This is a genomic window from Kitasatospora sp. NPDC059648 (genome assembly GCF_042734825.1).
Taxonomy (GTDB): Bacteria; Actinomycetota; Actinomycetes; order Streptomycetales; family Streptomycetaceae; genus Kitasatospora.
Map to the genome: position 1 here is coordinate 1 of NZ_JBHWDU010000123.1, position 16,975 is coordinate 16,975.

A 16,975-nucleotide genomic window follows, 5' to 3' on the forward strand; every position below is an offset into this window, starting at 1 on the left:
GCGGCCAGGTGGTAGACCTCGTCGGGCCGCACCTCTTGCAGCAGGCCCACCAGCCGCGTGCCGTCGGTCAGATCGCCGTAGTGCAGGAACAGCCGGTCCGTCTCCTGCCAGCCGTCCCGTCGGCGAACGAAGTCCGGTACCCGGCGGGCGGTGCCGTGGACCTCGTACCCCTTCTCCAGCAGCAGTTCGGCGAGATAGGACCCGTCCTGGCCGCCGATGCCGGTGATGAGTGCCCTCTTGACTGCCACCACGCACTCCCTATTGGGCGTAGACCTCGAAATCCGGTGCCGCCGAGTGCGCCTTCCGGCGAAGGCCCCCTGACCGCATGCCAGATCAGGGCAGGGCGACGAGCGTTCAGGGGAAATGTTGCGTTGTGTCCTCTTCATGGAAAAACGTACTAGGTTGAGGGGACGTGACCCGTCACCCGACACGGCCCTTCGGCCTGCCTGAACGGTTTCCAGGAGTGCCTGCTCATGAACACGACCATCACCGGGGCGCCAGCCGCCGCGCCCCGCCGTCCACTGGAGCGCTCCGACCGGATCTTCGTTGCCGGACGCCGGGGGCTCGTGGGCTCCGCGGTGTGGAGACGACTGAGCGCCGCGGGATTTCGCGCACTGCTCGGACCCGACTCGACGGAGCTGGACCTGAGGAACCGCCCGGCGGTCTTCGACTGGTTCTCGCGGCACCGGCCGCACGCGGTCGTCCTGGCCGCCGCACGGGTCGGAGGGATCAGGGCCAACGCGACCCAGCCCACCGAGTTCGTGTCCGACAACCTGCGGATCCAGGTCAACGTCATGGACGCCGCCTTGCGGCACGGCGTCGAGCGGTTGCTCTTCCTCGGCTCCAGTTGCATCTACCCCCGGCAGGCCGCCCAGCCCATCCGAGAGGAGTCCCTGCTGACCGGGCCCTTGGAAGAGACCAACGAGGCCTACGCGATCGCCAAGATCGCGGGCATCATGCAGGTGAGGGCCGTACGCAGACAGTACGGCCTGCCGTGGATCTGCGCCATGCCGACGAACCTCTACGGCCCGGGTGACAACTTCCATCCCGAGCGCTCGCATGTACTGCCGTCGCTGATCAGGAGGTTCCATGAGGCCTACACCGAAGGAGCGCGGAAGGTCGTCAACTGGGGCACCGGCACCCCGCGCCGCGAATTCCTCCATGTCGACGACCTCGCACGGGCCTGCCTGGTCCTCCTCGAACGATACGACGGTGACGCGCCCGTGAACGTCGGGACCGGGAAGGACCTCACCATCCGCGAACTCGCCGAGATGGTGGCGTCCGTCATCGGGTACGAAGGCGCGGTCGAATGGGATCCGCTTCAACCGGACGGGACGCCGCGCAAGGTCCTGGACATCTCCCGGATCACGGCGCTGGGATGGAAGCCCGAGATTTCCCTGCTGGACGGGGTCCGCAGCACCTATGCCTCGTACGTCCGGCTACTTCGAACGAGCGAAGCTCGGGGGCGGTGAAATGCCGCGGCGCCCGCCGAGGCGTGCATCGCCGGGTCTCCTTGATACGGTCCCCGGGTGCTGAAAAAGGCTGTCATGGGTCTGGCCCGAAGGGTCGTCGATCGAGGAGTTCAAGCCAGGATCGACGAACTGCGCTTCTCGATGGGAGTCATGGAGAGCCGGCTGGCGAGTCTGCTGCCGGACCCGCGGCACCTCCGGGAGACGGAGTTCAAGGTGTTCTCACAAGGGGGCGAGGACGGAATCCTGCAGTTCCTCGTGTCCCGGCTCTCCCCGCCCGAGGTCTTCGTCGAGATCGGGGTCGGTGACTACTCCGAAGCGAACACTCGGTTCCTCGCCATGAAGGACAACTGGCGCGGTGCGATTTTCAACGGCGGAACCGCGCACATCGACTTCCTGAGACGCAGCGGAATGGCATGGCGCTGGAGCATCTCACCGGTCTCGGCGTTCGTCACCGCGGAGAACGTCAATGAGCTGATCCTGAAGACCGGGATCAAGGGTGAAGTCGGCGTGCTCTCGATCGACATCGACGGGGTCGACTACTGGGTGTGGCGGGAGATCTCCACCGTGTCCCCGTGGATCGTCGTGGTCGAATACAACAGTGTCTTCGGCTCCGAAAAGGCGGTCACCGTTCCCTACCGCCCTGATTTCACGGCGTCGGCAGCGCACCACACCGGCTCGTACTTCGGTGCGTCCCTGGCGGCCCTCCATCATCTCGCGGCCCGCCGGGGCTACCGCCTCGTGGGCGTCGGCAGCAACGGCGTCAACGCGTTCTTCGTGCGCGAGGACGTCGCCGGAGGCCTCTGGAACATGAACCCGGGGGCCGCCTTCGTGCGCTCGCGCATCCGGACCGCTCGCGGTCCGGACGGTGAACTGACGTACACGGGCGACGACCACGAGCAGGTGCTGCGGGCGGTGCGCGATCTCACCGTGCACGTCGTGGACGAGCACAGGGACGTGCCGATCGCCGCGGCCTTCGGGGTCTGACGGCCACAGTCGCGGTCGTCCGTGTGACGACCGCGACCTGCACCGGCGGGCTTCCCGCCGGCGTGGATCAGCGGGAAGCGGCGGCCACGCCGTCGAAGAAGGTCCGCTCCGCCGCACTGGCCTGCGCGAAGAGCTCGGCATCGTCGCGGTGGAAGGCCGCGATGTCGTAGTACGAGCCGTTTCCGTGGGCCAACGTGTAGCGTCCGAGGTCCTCCCACACGTGCGGCTCGGCGATCCGCGTGACGAGCAGGAGTTCGCCGGTGTTGGCGTAGACGAGGGCCCCTTCGTACCCGGCCTCGGCGAGCGCCGTGATGGCGCGGTAGGGGTTGTCGTCCCCTGTTCTGGCGGCCCACAGGGGAGCGAACTCGAAGAAGACGACAGGACGCGCACGAGCGAGCAATTCCCTGTTCGCCACGATGATGCGCGGATCCGCCCCGTCCGTGTCGATCTTCACCAGGCCCGGAGACGAGAAGCGCGCGTGTGAATCCAGGATGGTCGGCAAAGACCGCAGCGGGCGGGCCGGCTTCGGACCCGACGCCGGAGGGACCAGCGCGGCGGTACCTGCCTGCCGTACCACGGTGTGCACGCGGTCGGTGTCGTCGTCGGTGGCCACATACGCCTCCTCGATCTCGACGTCGCGCAGGTGTTCCACGTTCCGGCGAAGGAAGCCGAGGAAAAGCTCATCACCCTCCACACAGAGGATCGGCGCCATCGCCGCTGCCCGCATGAGAACGGCGGTGTCGCCGACGTTCGCACCGATGTCCACGATCGTGAGGTCCCGACGTGCCGCTGCCGACATCGCAGTCAGGCGTGCCAGGTTCTGCGAATAGTGCGGTGATGCGGACAGAATGACGGGCAGGTCATGTGACAGGGGCATCACGACGTCCCGTCCCGCGATTCGGCAGGTGACGAGCGGATCGCCGTGCTCCGACCAGAACCGACGAGTGAACCGGGCCGAGGATTTGATGACTCGACGACCGAAGGAGCCGTTGTGTGCCGCTGTCGCGCATTTCAGCAACGCCTGGGCAACACTGTTCGGCGTTGCTTTTCTCGGCACTGTTGCAGAATTGGTCATGCGGGCAACGTAGCAGAGACCGTATTCCCGTGACGGCCGCTACCGGCTACCGATTTTCGTGAAGGCGGCCCACCCCCGGCTGACGCAGCGTGCGACCGGCCACCAACGGTCCTCCGAACGGCGGGCCTTGGGGCCGAGGTAACGGCGCATGACACGCCGTCCCTCGTCCTGCGGGTCGGGGTTGCTCACCGTCAGCGACGTGGCGTGGACGCGGAAGCACCCGAGCTGCCGCGGCAGGTAGGCCATCCGCCCGCTGCGGCGCAGACGCAGATGGAGATCGAAGTCCATCGCGTAGCGCAGGGTGGGATCGAGCGGGCCCGCCCGCTGCACCGCCTCGCGGCGATAGAGGGACCCGGGCTGGCCCACCCAGTTCTGGCCGTACTGGAAGAACCAGGAGGCGAACGTGCCCGGCCGCATTGTGTAGAGGGCGCGTCCGACCGAGTCGATCACTCTGACCTGGCCGTACACCATGCTGGCGGCAGGGCTTCGGTCGAGCTCCCCCTGTGCGGCGGCCAGGCTTCCCTCGGTGAGCAGGTCGTCGTCGCCGAGCCATGCCAGAAACTCCGTGCCGGCCCCTTGCCAGCCCTGGTTGATCGCGTTGCTGAGCCCCCGCCGCTCCTCGACGAGGAAGCGGCAGCCGTGCCGCTTCGCCGCCTGGCGAAGGAGGGGAGCGGCTCCGGCAGGTCCGACGACGACCAGGTCCACGGGCTCGTCCTGCTGTCCGATCGACGCCAGGCACTCTTCGAGATAGCCCGGGCGTTCGCCGTTGGTCGGCACCACCATCCGCACACGCGGAAAGGCACGGAAGCCCACTGCACCGCCTCGATTCCCGTCATCGACATGGGTGTCCTGCCGTAGTGCTACACCGAACAAGGGGATGCGCCGAGGGTGACACGGCGCTCGGCCCGAAAATCCTTCGCCCGGGAACCGGACGGCGTGCCGGCCACCGGTTCAGGGAACCGGTGAGTTTGCCGTCCGCGCGGCGCGCTTGTCGGCCGATGTGTGCCCGGCCGGTCCAATCTGTGCGAGCCGTCCTGCCCTCCGTCACGCCCATCGGCCCGGTTCACCCCGGCACATCCGGAAAGGAAGAACGCCCGGTGTTCTCCACCGTCTGCGTCATCGGTCTCGGCTACATCGGCCTGCCCACCGCCGCCGCCATCGCCACCCAGGGGATCGACGTCATCGGGGTCGACGTCAACCTCGCCACCGTCGACCTCGTCAACGCCGGCCGCGTCCCCTTCGTCGAGCCCAACCTCGCCGTGGCGGTGAACGGGGCCGTCGCCACGGCGCGGTTGCGGGCGACCACAACACCCGAGCCCGCCGACGCCTTCATCATCACCGTGCCCACCCCGCTCCAGGACGACTGCACGGCGGACCTGTCGTACGTGCGCGCCGCCGCCACCTCGGTGGCCCACGTGCTCAAGGCGGGTGATCTCGTCATCCTGGAGTCCACCTCGCCGCCCGGGACCACCGTGGGGCTCTCCCGGTTGCTCGGCGAACACCGGCCCGATCTGACGTTCCCGCACGAGAACGCGGGCACGCCCGACGTACGGGTGGCACACTGTCCCGAACGTGTACTGCCGGGTCGGACGATGAGCGAGATCGTGGCCAACGACCGGGTCGTCGGTGGAGTCAGCGAGGGCTGCGCCGAGCGGGCACGCGCTCTGTACGAGGCGTTCACCAAGGGGGAGTGCCTGCTCACCGACGCCACGACCGCGGAGATGGCCAAGCTCGGCGAGAACGCCTTCCGCGACGTCAACATCGCCTTCGCCAATGAACTGGCCATGATCTGCGACCAGCTCGGCGTCGACTCGCAGGACGTCATCAACCTGGCCAACCGGCATCCCCGCGTGGACATCCTGCGCCCGGGCCCGGGGGTCGGCGGGCACTGCATCGCCGTGGACCCCTGGTTCATCGTCTCCGCCGCGCCCCGGCAGGCGCGGCTCGTCCGGCTCGCCCGCGAGGTCAACGACGGGCGGCCCGACCACGTGCTCGCCCAGGTGCTCCACACCGCCAAACGGTTCAAGGACCCGGTGATCGCCTGCCTCGGCCTGGCCTTCAAGGCGAACATCGACGACCTGCGCGAGAGCCCCGCCCTGCAGATCGTCACCAAACTGGCCGAGCGGCAGGCCGGCCGGCTGCTGGTGGTGGAGCCCCACATCCCGGAACTGCCGGAGTCACTGGCGCGTGCGGGCGTGGCCGAACTCGTCGACGTCGCCACCGCCGTGCGCGACGCGGACGTCGTCGTGCTGCTCGTGGACCACGACGCCTTCCGCGGCGTGAAACGGACCGCGCTGCGGGGCAAGGCCGTGTTCGACACCCGCGGGTTCTGGCACTGACCCGGTGCCGCCGAACTCCGCGGGGCGCTCGCACAGTCCCAGCCAGTGGCCGATCGCGCACACGGTACGGTCCGCCGCGCGCCCGTCGCCGAAGGGGTTGACGGCCGTGGCCATCGCGGCATACGCCGCCCGGTCGTGCAGCAGCCGCCGCACCTCCTTCACGATGCGTTCCCGGTCGGTGCCCACCAGCCGCGATGTGCCCGCCCGCAGTGCCTCGGGCCGTTCCGTGGTGTCCCGCATGACCAGCACCGGCTTGCCCAGGCCCGGCGCCTCCTCCTGGATGCCGCCGCTGTCGGTGAGGATCAGGTGCGCGCGGTCCATCAGCCGGGCGAAGACGCCGTAGCCGACCGGCTGAGTCAGCCGTACGTTCTCCAGGCGCTCCACGTGCGGCAGGATCGCCGCGCGTACCGAAGGGTTGGGGTGCAGCGGCAGCACGATGAGCAAGTCCGGCTCACTGCGGGCCAGGTCGGCGAGGGCGCTGCCGACGGCCTCCATGGCGGGCCCCCACGACTCCCGGCGGTGGGCCGTCACCAGCAGGACCCGGCGGGCGGTGTCGTCGAGGTCGGCCAGCGCCGGGTCGTCGAAGCGCGTCCCCCGCCCGACGGCCCCGCACAGGGCGTCGATGACCGTGTTCCCCGTGACCACGACGGACGACGGCGCGACGCCTTCGCGCAGCAGGTTGTTGCGCGCGTGAGGGGTGGGTGCGAGGTGCAGGGACGCCAACTGAGTGATGATCCGGCGGTTGACCTCCTCGGGAAAGGGCGCGGAGCGGTCGTCGGTCCGCAGTCCCGCCTCCAGGTGGGCCACCGGAACGTGGTGGTAGAAGGCCGCGAGGGCCCCGGCGAACGCGGTCGTGGTGTCGCCCTGCACCAGCACCGCGTCCGGGAGTTCCTCTCCGAGCAGCGGACACAGCCCGTCCAGGACGCGGACGGTGATGTCCGCCAGGGACTGGCCGGGGGTGAGGATGTCCAGGTCGTGATCGGCGTCGATGCCGAACAACGCGTGCACCGGGTCGAGCAGTTCGCGATGCTGGGCGGTCACCGTCACCGTCGGCCGGAACATGGCGGACCGGTGCAGTGCCTCGATGACGGGGGCCATCTTGATGGCCTCCGGTCTCGTTCCGTACACGACCATCAATCGTTTCACCCTGTCTCCTTAACCGAGGGCACCGGACGGTGGCCGCTCCAGCGAATCGGTCTCGCCTGACCGCGCCGGTGAATGCGGGCGCGCGTTCCCCTGGCCGTGTGCGTATATTGCGCCGCCTGGCCTATTTCGCGCGTGAATCAAGGACCCTGCACCTTATGGTTCGCCCGTGGCCGTAACTCCCTCCCGTAAAGGCAGGAAAGTGAAGACAGTGCTCCTGTCGCCGCGCACCGGTTCCGTCACGGTGGCGGATGTTCCCGCCCCCGAGGCGGCCGCCGGGACAGTGGTCATCCGCAACGACTGGTCGCTCATCAGTGCGGGTACGGAGCGGGCGACCGTCTCCACCGGCGCCAAGGGCCTGATCGGCAAGGCGCGGCAGCGGCCCGACCAGGTGGCCCAGGTGATCGACAGCGTGAAGCGGGCGGGGCTCGCGAACACCTACCGGACCGTCAGGGACCGTCTGGACCAGCCGGTGCAGCTCGGCTACTCCTGCGCGGGGACGGTGCTGCGGACGGGGGAGGGTGTCGATGACATCCGTGCGGGAATGCGGGTGGCCGCCGCCGGGGCCCGTTACGCATCGCACGCGGAGATCGTCGCGGTGCCCCGCAACCTCGTGGTGCCGGTGCCGGACGGGGTGGACACCCGGTGGGCCGCCTTCGCCACGGTCGGTGCCATCGCGCTCCAGGGCATCCACCAGGCCGAGGTGGTGCCCGGTTCCAGGATCGCCGTCATCGGGCTCGGCCTGCTCGGCCAGATCACGCTCCACCTGCTGCGGGCCTACGGGTACGACGCGGTGGGCATCGACCCCGATCCGGCCATGGTGGCACTCGCCGAGTCAGCCGGGCTCGCCGCCTTCCCGCGGGAGGCGGACGGCCTGCCCGGCCGGGTGCTGCGGCGCTGGGCGGGCGCCGGCGCGGACGCCGTGCTCGTCACCGCGGCCACGCCCAGCTCCGACCCCGTCGACTTTGCCGGCCGCCTCGCCCGTGACCGTGCCACCGTGGTGGTCGTCGGCGACGTGGGCGTCGCGCCACCGCGTTCCTCCTACTACCACAAGGAACTGACGGTCCGCTACGCGCGCTCCTACGGCCCTGGCCGCTACGACCCCCGCTTCGAAGAGGGCGGCCAGCCCTACCCCGAGGGCTATGTGCCGTGGACGGAACGGCGCAACCTGGCCGAGGTGCTGCGGCTGCTGGAGACAGGCGCCCTGGACTTCGCCGGCCTCAAGCCGCGGGTCTTCGCCCTGGAGGACGCGGCCGACGCCTATGAGGCGCTCAAGGCGTCGCCCGGCGGACGCAGCGTCGCCCTGCTGCTGCGCTACTCCGGCATTGCACAGCTGTCGTCGCCGCCGGCCCCGCGGACCGCGCCCCGCACCTGGACCGCCCCGCGCGGCACGCCGCGGATCGCGGCCATCGGCGCGGGCAACTTCGCGACGCGGACGCTCTTTCCCGAGCTGAAGCGCGCAGCCGGTATCACGTTCTCCTGGGTCGCCGGCGCACGCGGGCCCTCCGCCGCCCACCAGGGCCGGCGGTGGGGGTTCGGCCAGGTCGCGGACAGCGTCGACGCCGGTCTTGCCTCGGGCGAGGCGGACTGCGTGATGGTACTCAGCCGCCACGACAGCCACGGCCGGTACGCCGCCCGGGTGCTGCGCGGCGGCAGGGCCCTGTACTGCGAGAAGCCGGTGGCGCTGACGGAGGCGGAACTGGAGGACGTCGCCCAGGCGTGGTCGGCCTCCGGCGCCCCGGCGATGGCCGGGTTCAACCGGCGGTTCGCGCCCGCGGTCGCGGACCTGCGGGCCGCGCTGCCCGCGAAAGCACCCCTCCAGGTCGTCTACCGTGTGTTCGCGGGTCGTCTCCCGGCCGACCACTGGTACTTCCACCCCGAACAGGGCGGCCGGCTGCTCGGCGAGGTGTGCCACTTCATCGACACCGCGGGCTTCCTGGTGCCCGGGCGGCCGGTCCGGGTGCGGGCCCTCGGCGTGGACGCCGCGGACCCCGCCACCGCGCAGAGCGTCACCCTCCAGATCGCGTACGACGACGGCTCGTCCGCGTCCGTCGTGTACGGGGGGCTCACACCGCCCGGCGTGCCCAAGGAACTCCTGGAGGTGGCAGGCGACGGGGTGGCGGCCAGGATCGACGACTTCCGCACGCTCACCGTGTGGAAGGGGAGCAGGGCGGAGACGACCACGTACCGGGGCGCGCCCAAGGGGCATGCGGCGGAGATGCGTACCCTCGTCCGCCTGGTCCGCGGGGAGACGCTCCCCACCGAGACCGCTGCCGCCGCCGACTTCGCCTCGGCGCTGGAGAGTTCCCTCGTCACCTGTCGTGCGGCCCGCTCGCTCACGCAGGACCGGGCGGTCGACTGCGCCCCTGCCACACCGGCCCTGGCCAGGGCCCTCGGGCGCCCCCAGCTGCCCACCGCCGTCACTGACGCGGGGGCCGGCGCGGACGGGCCGACGGACGGCCCGGCCGTCGCGGAGGTGCTGTGATGTGCGGCTTCCTCGTCCTGCTGAACGGGGCCGCGCGGAACCGGTCGCAGTCGGCGCCGGACCCGTGCACGGCGCTGGCCCACCGCGGCCCGGACGCCAGCGGGCACCGCGCACTCGCCGGCTCCGGCTGGCGGGCGGTGCTGCACTTCCGCCGGCTGGCCGTCGTGGACGTCGCCCCGAGGAGCGACCAGCCCTTCGGCTCGCCCGAGCGGGGCGTGCTGGTCTACAACGGCGAGGTCTACAACGCGCCGCACCTGCGCGAGCTGCTGCGCAGGCGGAACGTGAGGTTCACGACCGAGGGCGACACCGAGGTCCTCTACGAACTGCTGCTGCAACCGGACGCGCCCCGGCTGCTCGACCAGGTGGACGGCATGTTCGCCTTCGCCCTCGTCCTGCCCGACGGAGAGGTCCGCTACGGACGTGACCGGCTGGGCGTCAAGCCGCTGTACGCGGCGTCGGACGCGGCGGGGCGCATGGCCGCGCTTGCCAGCGAGATCGAACCGCTGCGGGTCGCCGGGCTGACCGGGGACGCCGACCCGGTCGCCGTGGCCAAGGGTGCCATGTTCCTGTGGACGCCGCCGCCGCGGACCGGCTGGCAGCGCGTGCGTGCCGTACCGGCCGGGACGGTGCTGTCCCGGCGCGCGCCCGGGTACGACGAGGCGTCGACCTGGTGGCGCGCTCCCGCTCTCGCTCCCGCCGCGGACATCGGCGCCGCCGTCCGCGAGTCGGTCGCGCGCCAGGTGCGGGCCGATGTGAAGGTGGGACTGCTGCTCAGCGGAGGTCTGGACAGCACCTGGCTGGGCGTGGAGCTCCTCAGGGAGGGCTTCACCGGGCCCGCCTTCGCCGCCAGGTCGCGTACGGCGGTGGCCGGCACCGAGCCCTTCGAGGACGACGCTCCCTACGCCGCCCGGGTCGCCGACCACCTGGGTCTGCCGCTGGCCTGGGTCGACCTGGACGTCGACGTGCTGCGCCGGATCCCCGAGCTGGTGACCGCCATGGAGGTGCCGTTCGGGGACCCCGCCGCCGTCGCCCTCATGCAGTTGTCCCACGCCGCCCGCGGCAAGGCGACCGTACTGCTGTCGGGACTGGGCGTCGAGGAGCTGTTCCTGGGCTACGGGCGCTACCAGGCCGTACTGCTGCTGCAGCAGCTTCCCGCCTGGACGCGCCCGACCCTCGGCGCCGCCACCCTGATCCCGGCGCCCCGGCGTTACCGGGGCCGCGTGGACAAGTTCGGGCGGCTGCTCCAGCTCGGCCCCCGTGACTGGGCGTGGGCGACGCAGGCGTACTACTCCCGACAGGAGTGGGCGGCGCTGTCGCCGTGCGTGGGCCTGGACGCGGTCACCGCGCAGCACCGTGAGGTGGCGGGCGGCGTGCTGGATGCGGGTGGGACACCTCTGGCGGCGCTGGCGGAGTGCGACCGGCGGCTGTTCCTGCCGGGGCTGAACCTGCTGTACGGCGACCGCGCGTCGATGCACGCGAGCGTCGAACTGCGGGTCCCGTTCCTGGGGGAGCCGGTGGTGGCCACCGCTCTCGGCGCCGCAGCGGAGGAGCAGCTGCGGATGTGGGACGGCAAGGCGCGCTTCCGCGCGGCCGCGGTGGCCGCCGGCGTGCCGGAGTTCGTCGCCCGGCGCCCCAAGACGGGGTTCGGGGCGCCGGTACGGTCGTTGCTGCGCGACCACGGGGACCGGTTGTGGACGGAGGTACGGCGCTCCCCGCTGTTCGACGACCTCTTCGACCGGTGCGCGGCGGACCGTCTCGTCGCCGACCACGTGCACGGCCGGCGTGACCGGGGGCTGGCCGTGTTCGGGCTGCTGTGCGCGGCCGTGTGGTGGGAGCGGTACGTGGCGGGCGGTGCGGGGCGGGCAGCGGAGGCCCTGTCGGGTCTAGAGCCGGCCGTGGTCGGTTGACCGGGGCGGGCAGGGGTGGTCCTCCTCGGCGGGACGGCGTGCGGGGGCGTCAGGCGCCTTGGGGGAGCGGTCGTCCGGACCTCGCCGACCGGTGTGAGCAGCGCGGCCGGGCGGCTGCGGGCGGACGCCGGACGTCCATGCGTGCCAAGAGGCGGTCGCCGTTGACCGCCCCGCCGGGGCGACCGCGCGCGAACCGCCCGGCAGTACGGAGTGCAGGGCGGTCAGTGCGTCCAGGAGGGGGGCGGCGCTCCAGCGGGGTGACTCCCACAGGGCCCGATTCCTCCGCGAGGTCATGCCGGTGCCGAGGCCGGGATAGCGGCCCACGACCGCTGCCAGCACCTCGCGGGCGAAGTCGGTGCCAGTGAGGCCGCGTTCGGCCGCCCACGCCGCCATCCGAACCGCCGTGGCGTCGTTGTTCGGATCCCGTCGGGTCCGGGCGTGCGCGAAGTAGCGGGGGAGAGGACCATCGAAGAGGTGTCGTAGGTAATGGTCCGCCCCGCGTTCGAGCGGGGCCCGCACGTCCATGCCGAGCAGCGTCGCGGCCTGGTCGAGGCGTAGCAGCACGTATCCGGTGTGGAAGCCGTCCACCCAGTCCAGGCGCGGTCCCGGACCGTACGGCCACGAGCCGTCGGGGCGCTGGCCCGCCAGGCTCACCCCGACCGCCCGGCGGGCCGCCTCGGCCAGCCGGTCCGCGAGGGCGGCGGGCAGGGGCGTGGTGCGGGACAGGCGGGCCGCGAGCGCGGCGCCCATGAGGTTGGCGTTGTGAACCAGGACGCCGCTGGTCGGGGTGTAGGTGAAGAAAACGCCGTTGTGGAGGTGTTCCAGCAGCCCGTGGGCGAGCCTGCCCACGCCCTCCTCACCGAGGGTCCCGGTATCCAGGCAGCCGTCCGCGCAGAAGGTGGTGGCCACCAAGTTGGGGACGCGGGCCGGGTAGTACGCCCAGCGGGTCTGCACGTCGAACTCGTAGCGCCACAGCCCGGCGTAGCGCCCGGACAGCTGCTCTGCGGCCGTCCACCTGCCCAGGCGCAGGGCGCGCTCGTGCCACACCGGGGACGCGGAGAGCCGGGCGCAGGCACCGGCCGCGCAGCCGGTGGCCGTGGCAGTGCGCAGCGGGCGGATACCGAGGGCGGGTCGCAGGTCGGCGGGGCTGCGTTTGACGGTCTGTAGGAGCGCCTGTCGAAGCACACGGTGCACGGCCAGCCGCCCCAGCGGTCCGGTGAGCCCGTCGTACGGGTCGGGGCCCGCCCAGGTGCGGGCGTCAGCCCACCGGAAGAGCCGGTCGGCCAGGACGAGCACATCGGCAGCGAACGGGACGGGGCGGTCCGGCGGTACCGGGGGAACGGGGGCGGCTCTCGACGGCATCGGCTTGCCCTCAGTACGCCCCGGTGCCCGCGATGACGGCCCGCACCGTCCGCACCAGCACCGCGAGGTCCACCGACGGCGACCAGTTGTCCACGTACCCGAGGTCCAGGGCGACCGTCTCGTCCCACGACAGGTTCGAGCGCCCGCTGACCTGCCACGGGCCGGTGAGACCCGGCTTGACGGCGAGTCTGCGCAGTTCCACCTCGTCGTAGTGGGCGACCTCGTCGGGCAGCGGCGGACGCGGGCCGACCAGAGACATCTCGCCGCGCACCACGTTGAACAGCTGGGGCAGTTCGTCCAGCGAGCAGCGGCGCAGCAGGCGGCCGGCGCGGGTGATGCGCGGATCACGGCGGATCTTGAACATCCGGCCGTCCTGTCCGCTGGTGCCGGCCAGCTGCTGCCGCAGGCGTTCCGCGTCGGCGACCATGGTGCGGAACTTCATCATGGTGAACGGCGCCCCGCTGCGTCCGACGCGGGTCTGTCGGTGCACGACGGGGCCCGGAGAGTCCAGACGTACGACCAAGGCCACCGCCGCGAACACCGGGGCCAGCAGCACGATCAGCAGTGCGGCGCCCAGCCGGTCGGTCACCGACTTCACCGCCGCGGCGAGCCCGCGCCGCAGGGGCGGGGTGACGTTCAGCATGGTGAGCCCGGCCACGGAGAAGACGCCCACCCGGCGCCGGCACACCTCGGTCAGGCCCGGTACGAGCACGAGCCGACGGCCTTTGCCGTGCAGGGCCCAGGACAGCTGGCGCAGGCGAGCTCCGCTTATGTGGGGTCCCGGTACGACGAGGACCGCGTCCACGCCCAGCCGCCGGGCCGCCTCCAGCACCGGCGCCGAGTCAGCCGTCATGCGCGGAGGCTGCTGCCGGTCCAGGCGGGCGGCGACCGGGGCCAGCGTCTGCGGGTCCTGATCGCCGATCGGGCACACGCCGACGACGACGAACTCGTGCTCGGTCCGCCGGGCGAGGTGGTCGACCAGGCAGTCGACGGAGTCCGCCTCCCCGATCACCAGGGCCCGGTGTACGGCCCGGCCGTCACGGCGCCGGACGATCAGGTGCCGGCGGATCAGCGTGTGCACGACGGCGCTCGTCGGCACGCAGGGCACCAGGACGGCGAGCGCGAGGAGGAACGGGGAGTCCTCGCCCGTCGCCGCCCGTACCACCGCGAGCATGCCGACCATGACCAGCCAGTCGTGCAGCGCGGGGCGCAGGCCGCCGCCCTCACCGAGACGGTGTTCGGCGTAGCGCTCCCGCGCGGCGCGCACGAGCGGCCAGGCCACGGCCACCACCGCCGCACGGGCCAGTGCCTGCGCGCCGCCGGTCAGGGCGAAGGCCAGGTAGGCCGGCACGAGGACCCCGAGCGCGTCACCGAGGACGGCGGCTGGCACGTACCAGAGGGGCTTGCCGGTGCCGCGTCCGGCCGGTGGCTGTTCGTCGACGACCCGACTCCACGGCTCTCGTGCCGTTGGTAGCTGGGGAAGAGTATCCCCGAACAGCCACATTCGCCCTCCAAACGTGATCAAAAGGCTCTGTCGAGTGTGCATGGCCGCTCCGGGCCGAGCGGGGCGCGACGCTGACCCGTGGGGATCTGTCACCCGATAGGACTCTGTGCAGTGCCACTGGTGGGCGTGTCGCATGCGCCGCCCGGCTTCAGCGGGGCCCGCAGGGGCGTCACCGGGGGCCGGCGCGACAGGACGGCCGGCCGTCCGGGTGCGGTTCCCGCAGGGGCCCGGAGCGTCCGGGAGCGAGCCCGCCCAGGGGCGGGTCTGCAGGGTCCGCGCCTGCCGGTGGCACGCCGACGAGCATGGCAGCCGGTGCCAGCGCACCTCGCCATCCGGGCGGTCCGGGCCAGGCGGCGCTGTCGGGCCGTCGAGATCAGGCTGGAGGGAAGATTCACGGCCTTCTTCGCCGTGACACGGCCGAGAAGTCACCGGATGGACTAGCAGTTGTCCCCACGGCGGCGCGGCACGGGGGTGGCTCCCCCGCGCGACGCGTGCGGGTCCCTATGGTCGCTGCGTCCACAGGGAACAGAACATCCCGATCCTGGTGGTTTCCTCGGTTCGATGAGGGGTGCAGCGTGAATCTCCACGGCTTCCTGAAGGCTCTTGCCAGACGCTGGCCGACCGTCGCGGTCTGTCTGGTCGTCGCGGTCGGGACGGCGCTCGCCGCGACGAGTTTGAGTACCGCCGTCTATGAGGCCAGAACCCAGCTTTTCGTGGCGACCCGCACCGGGGAGAACACCACCCAGCTGAACGAGGGGCAGAGCTTCTCGCAAGCACGGGTGCAGTCCTACGCCGAGATCGTGACGACCCGGCAGGTGACCGTGCCCGTGGTGGAGCGGCTGGGACTGCGCACCACGCCGGAGGAGCTGGCGTCCCGGATCACCGCCCGGGCCCCCCTCAACACGGTGCTCATCGACATCACCGTCCAGGACGCCGAACCCCAGCGTGCGGCACGGATCGCCAATGCCGTGGCGGAGCGGTTCATCGCGGTCGTCGAGCAGCTGGAGGCGCCCAAGCGCGTGAGCGGCTCCGGAGGTGGCGGGGAGGCCTCCCCGGTCTCCCTCCGAGTCACCCAGGAGGCCGTCGCCCCCGTGGCCCCGATCTCGCCCCGGCCGCTGCTGAACCTGGTCGCGGGCGTGCTCGGCGGCCTGCTGCTCGGCGCCGGCGTCGTCGCGTTGCGCGAGACGCTCGACACCACGCTCAAGACGATCGAGGCGCTGAGCGAGTTCACCGAGCTGCCGGGCCTCGGCAATATCCCGTACGACAGGAACACCCCCAAGCAGCCGTTCGGCAGGGCCGACAGGCACTCCCAGCGGGCCGAGGCCTTCCGCAAGCTGCGCGCCAATCTGCGATTCTCGCAGGTCGACGACCCGCCGCGGATCATCGTGGTGACGAGTTCGGTGCTGGGAGAGGGCAAGACCAGCACCGCGGTGAACCTCGCCCTCTCGCTGGCAGAGGCGGGCGTGTCCACCTGCCTGGTGGACGCGGACCTGCGCCGTCCGTGCGTGGCCTCGACCTTCGGTCTCGTCCCGGACGCCGGCCTGACCACCGTGCTCATCGGGCAAGCCCGCATCACCGACGTGATGCAGCAGGTCGCGGGCGGCCTGTCGGTGCTGGCCAGCGGCGCGGTACCGCCGAACCCCACGGAGCTGCTCGCCTCGGCGCGCATGGAAGAGGTGCTGAAGGAGGTGGCGGCCATGTACGAGATGGTGATCATCGACACCGCGCCGCTGCTGCCGGTCGCCGACACCGTGGGACTCGCCTCGCTTGCTCAGGGCACGCTACTCGTCGTCCGCGCTGCCAAGACCAGGCGGGACCAGGTGCGCACCGCCGCGGAATCGCTGGAACGGGTGGGCGTACGTGTCATCGGCACCGTCTTCAGCATGGCGCCTGTTCTCAAGGGCGGCCGGTACGGCAACGGGAACTACGGTGAGCTGCCCGTCCCCCGGCCGTCGGTTCCGCACGAGGAGGCGGTCGTGCCAGCCGGGACCGGTGAGGGAGACGGCCAGGGATGATCCGGGTCCTGTTCATCTGCACCGGCAACGTGTACCGCTCGGCGCTCGCCGAGCGGCTGCTGGCCGCACGGCTGCCGCGCGGCTCGGCCGTGCGGCCGGAGAGCGCCGGTACACAGACCTGGCCCCGCCCGGCCATGGAGCACTCCACCCGGGCGGTGCTGGAGCGGCTGGGCGGCGAAGGCTCGGGCTTCGTCTCGCGACGGCTCACCGCCCGGCTCGTCCTGGGATCGGCGCTGGTGCTCGGGCTTGCCCGCGAACACCGCGACGCGGCCGTACGGCTCGCGCCCTCGGCGATGCGGCGCTGCTTCACCCTGAAGGAGTTCGTGCGGCTCGCCGGCGGGGAAGCCGACGGGGACGGGCGGCAGCCGGAGGGCGGCAGGGATTTCGCCGCCGTGGTCGCCGCCGCCGCCGCTCGTCGCGGGCACGCGGTCCCGGTCCCGCCGGAGGAGGACGACGTCGCGGACCCCCAGGGGAGGCCCTCAGCGGCGCTGGCCCGGTGCGCCCGCGAGATCGACGACGTGGTGGGAAGGCTCGTCGGCTTGTGCGAAGCCCCGGTAACGCTTCCGGCCGTAGCGCCCTTGCGCAGAGAAGACGATACTGATCTCGGCGCTTCAAGGTGATTGGCCTGTTTGCGTAGCTGACTGACGGTCATTTGCGCGCTATGCCGTTGGTATGCGCTATGCGGATGG

At 71.6% G+C, this 16,975-nt stretch carries 12 protein-coding genes and 1 pseudogene; 7 read left to right on the forward strand and 6 right to left on the reverse strand.

Going from position 1 to position 16,975, the window contains the following annotated elements:
- Positions 1-248: GDP-mannose 4,6-dehydratase (locus ACFV1W_RS37465; protein ID WP_380421763.1), on the reverse strand; the 248-nt coding region annotated here is incomplete at its 3' end.
- Between the two features lie 225 nt (positions 249-473).
- Here ACFV1W_RS37465 and ACFV1W_RS37470 point away from each other — a divergent pair.
- On the forward strand, positions 474-1,472 hold the full coding sequence (locus ACFV1W_RS37470) for a GDP-L-fucose synthase family protein (protein ID WP_380421764.1): 999 nt from the start codon (positions 474-476) through the stop codon (positions 1,470-1,472).
- Between the two features lie 75 nt (positions 1,473-1,547).
- Positions 1,548-2,456 carry a hypothetical protein gene (locus ACFV1W_RS37475; RefSeq protein WP_380421765.1) on the forward strand — a complete coding sequence of 303 codons (909 nt, stop codon included), beginning with the start codon at positions 1,548-1,550 and terminating at the stop codon, positions 2,454-2,456.
- Positions 2,457-2,523: 67 nt separating this feature from the next.
- Here ACFV1W_RS37475 and ACFV1W_RS37480 read toward each other — a convergent pair whose 3' ends face one another.
- Both ACFV1W_RS37480 and ACFV1W_RS37485 read right to left on the reverse strand, forming a co-directional pair.
- Positions 2,524-3,531, reverse strand: coding sequence for an FkbM family methyltransferase (locus tag ACFV1W_RS37480; protein ID WP_380421766.1), 1,008 nt, complete (start codon positions 3,529-3,531; stop codon positions 2,524-2,526).
- Between the two features lie 39 nt (positions 3,532-3,570).
- Complete coding sequence (locus ACFV1W_RS37485; protein ID WP_380421767.1) at positions 3,571-4,314, reverse strand: glycosyltransferase; 744 nt, start codon at positions 4,312-4,314, stop codon at positions 3,571-3,573.
- Between the two features lie 215 nt (positions 4,315-4,529).
- Here ACFV1W_RS37485 and wecC point away from each other — a divergent pair.
- Positions 4,530-5,804 (forward strand): annotated as a pseudogene (gene wecC, locus ACFV1W_RS37490) (UDP-N-acetyl-D-mannosamine dehydrogenase); the annotation flags it as partial.
- Here wecC and wecB read toward each other — a convergent pair.
- Positions 5,709-7,016, reverse strand: coding sequence for a non-hydrolyzing UDP-N-acetylglucosamine 2-epimerase (wecB, locus tag ACFV1W_RS37495; RefSeq protein WP_380421768.1), 1,308 nt, complete (start codon positions 7,014-7,016; stop codon positions 5,709-5,711). The pseudogene wecC and the gene wecB overlap by 96 nt on opposite strands.
- A gap of 199 nt (positions 7,017-7,215) precedes the next feature.
- Here wecB and ACFV1W_RS37500 point away from each other — a divergent pair, with 199 nt between their 5' ends.
- Complete coding sequence (locus ACFV1W_RS37500; protein ID WP_380421769.1) at positions 7,216-9,498, forward strand: bi-domain-containing oxidoreductase; 2,283 nt, start codon at positions 7,216-7,218, stop codon at positions 9,496-9,498.
- Positions 9,498-11,405, forward strand: coding sequence for an asparagine synthetase B family protein (locus tag ACFV1W_RS37505; protein WP_380421770.1), 1,908 nt, complete (start codon positions 9,498-9,500; stop codon positions 11,403-11,405). The genes ACFV1W_RS37500 and ACFV1W_RS37505 overlap by 1 nt, the downstream gene beginning before the upstream one ends.
- Here the strand turns inward: ACFV1W_RS37505 and ACFV1W_RS37510 are convergent.
- Both ACFV1W_RS37510 and ACFV1W_RS37515 read right to left on the reverse strand, forming a co-directional pair.
- Positions 11,382-12,701 (reverse strand): hypothetical protein, encoded by a 1,320-nt coding sequence (locus ACFV1W_RS37510; protein ID WP_380421771.1) that lies wholly within the window; start codon positions 12,699-12,701, stop codon positions 11,382-11,384. The genes ACFV1W_RS37505 and ACFV1W_RS37510 overlap by 24 nt on opposite strands.
- Before the next feature lie 76 nt (positions 12,702-12,777).
- Positions 12,778-14,157 carry a sugar transferase gene (locus ACFV1W_RS37515; RefSeq protein WP_380421772.1) on the reverse strand — a complete coding sequence of 460 codons (1,380 nt, stop codon included), beginning with the start codon at positions 14,155-14,157 and terminating at the stop codon, positions 12,778-12,780.
- A gap of 617 nt (positions 14,158-14,774) precedes the next feature.
- Between ACFV1W_RS37515 and ACFV1W_RS37520 the strand changes: the two genes are divergently transcribed.
- Positions 14,775-16,286 (forward strand): polysaccharide biosynthesis tyrosine autokinase, encoded by a 1,512-nt coding sequence (locus tag ACFV1W_RS37520; protein WP_380421774.1) that lies wholly within the window; start codon positions 14,775-14,777, stop codon positions 16,284-16,286.
- On the forward strand, positions 16,283-16,906 hold the full coding sequence (locus ACFV1W_RS37525) for a low molecular weight phosphatase family protein (protein ID WP_380421773.1): 624 nt from the start codon (positions 16,283-16,285) through the stop codon (positions 16,904-16,906). Before ACFV1W_RS37520 ends, ACFV1W_RS37525 begins: the two co-directional genes overlap by 4 nt.
- Positions 16,907-16,975: the final 69 nt, after the last annotated feature.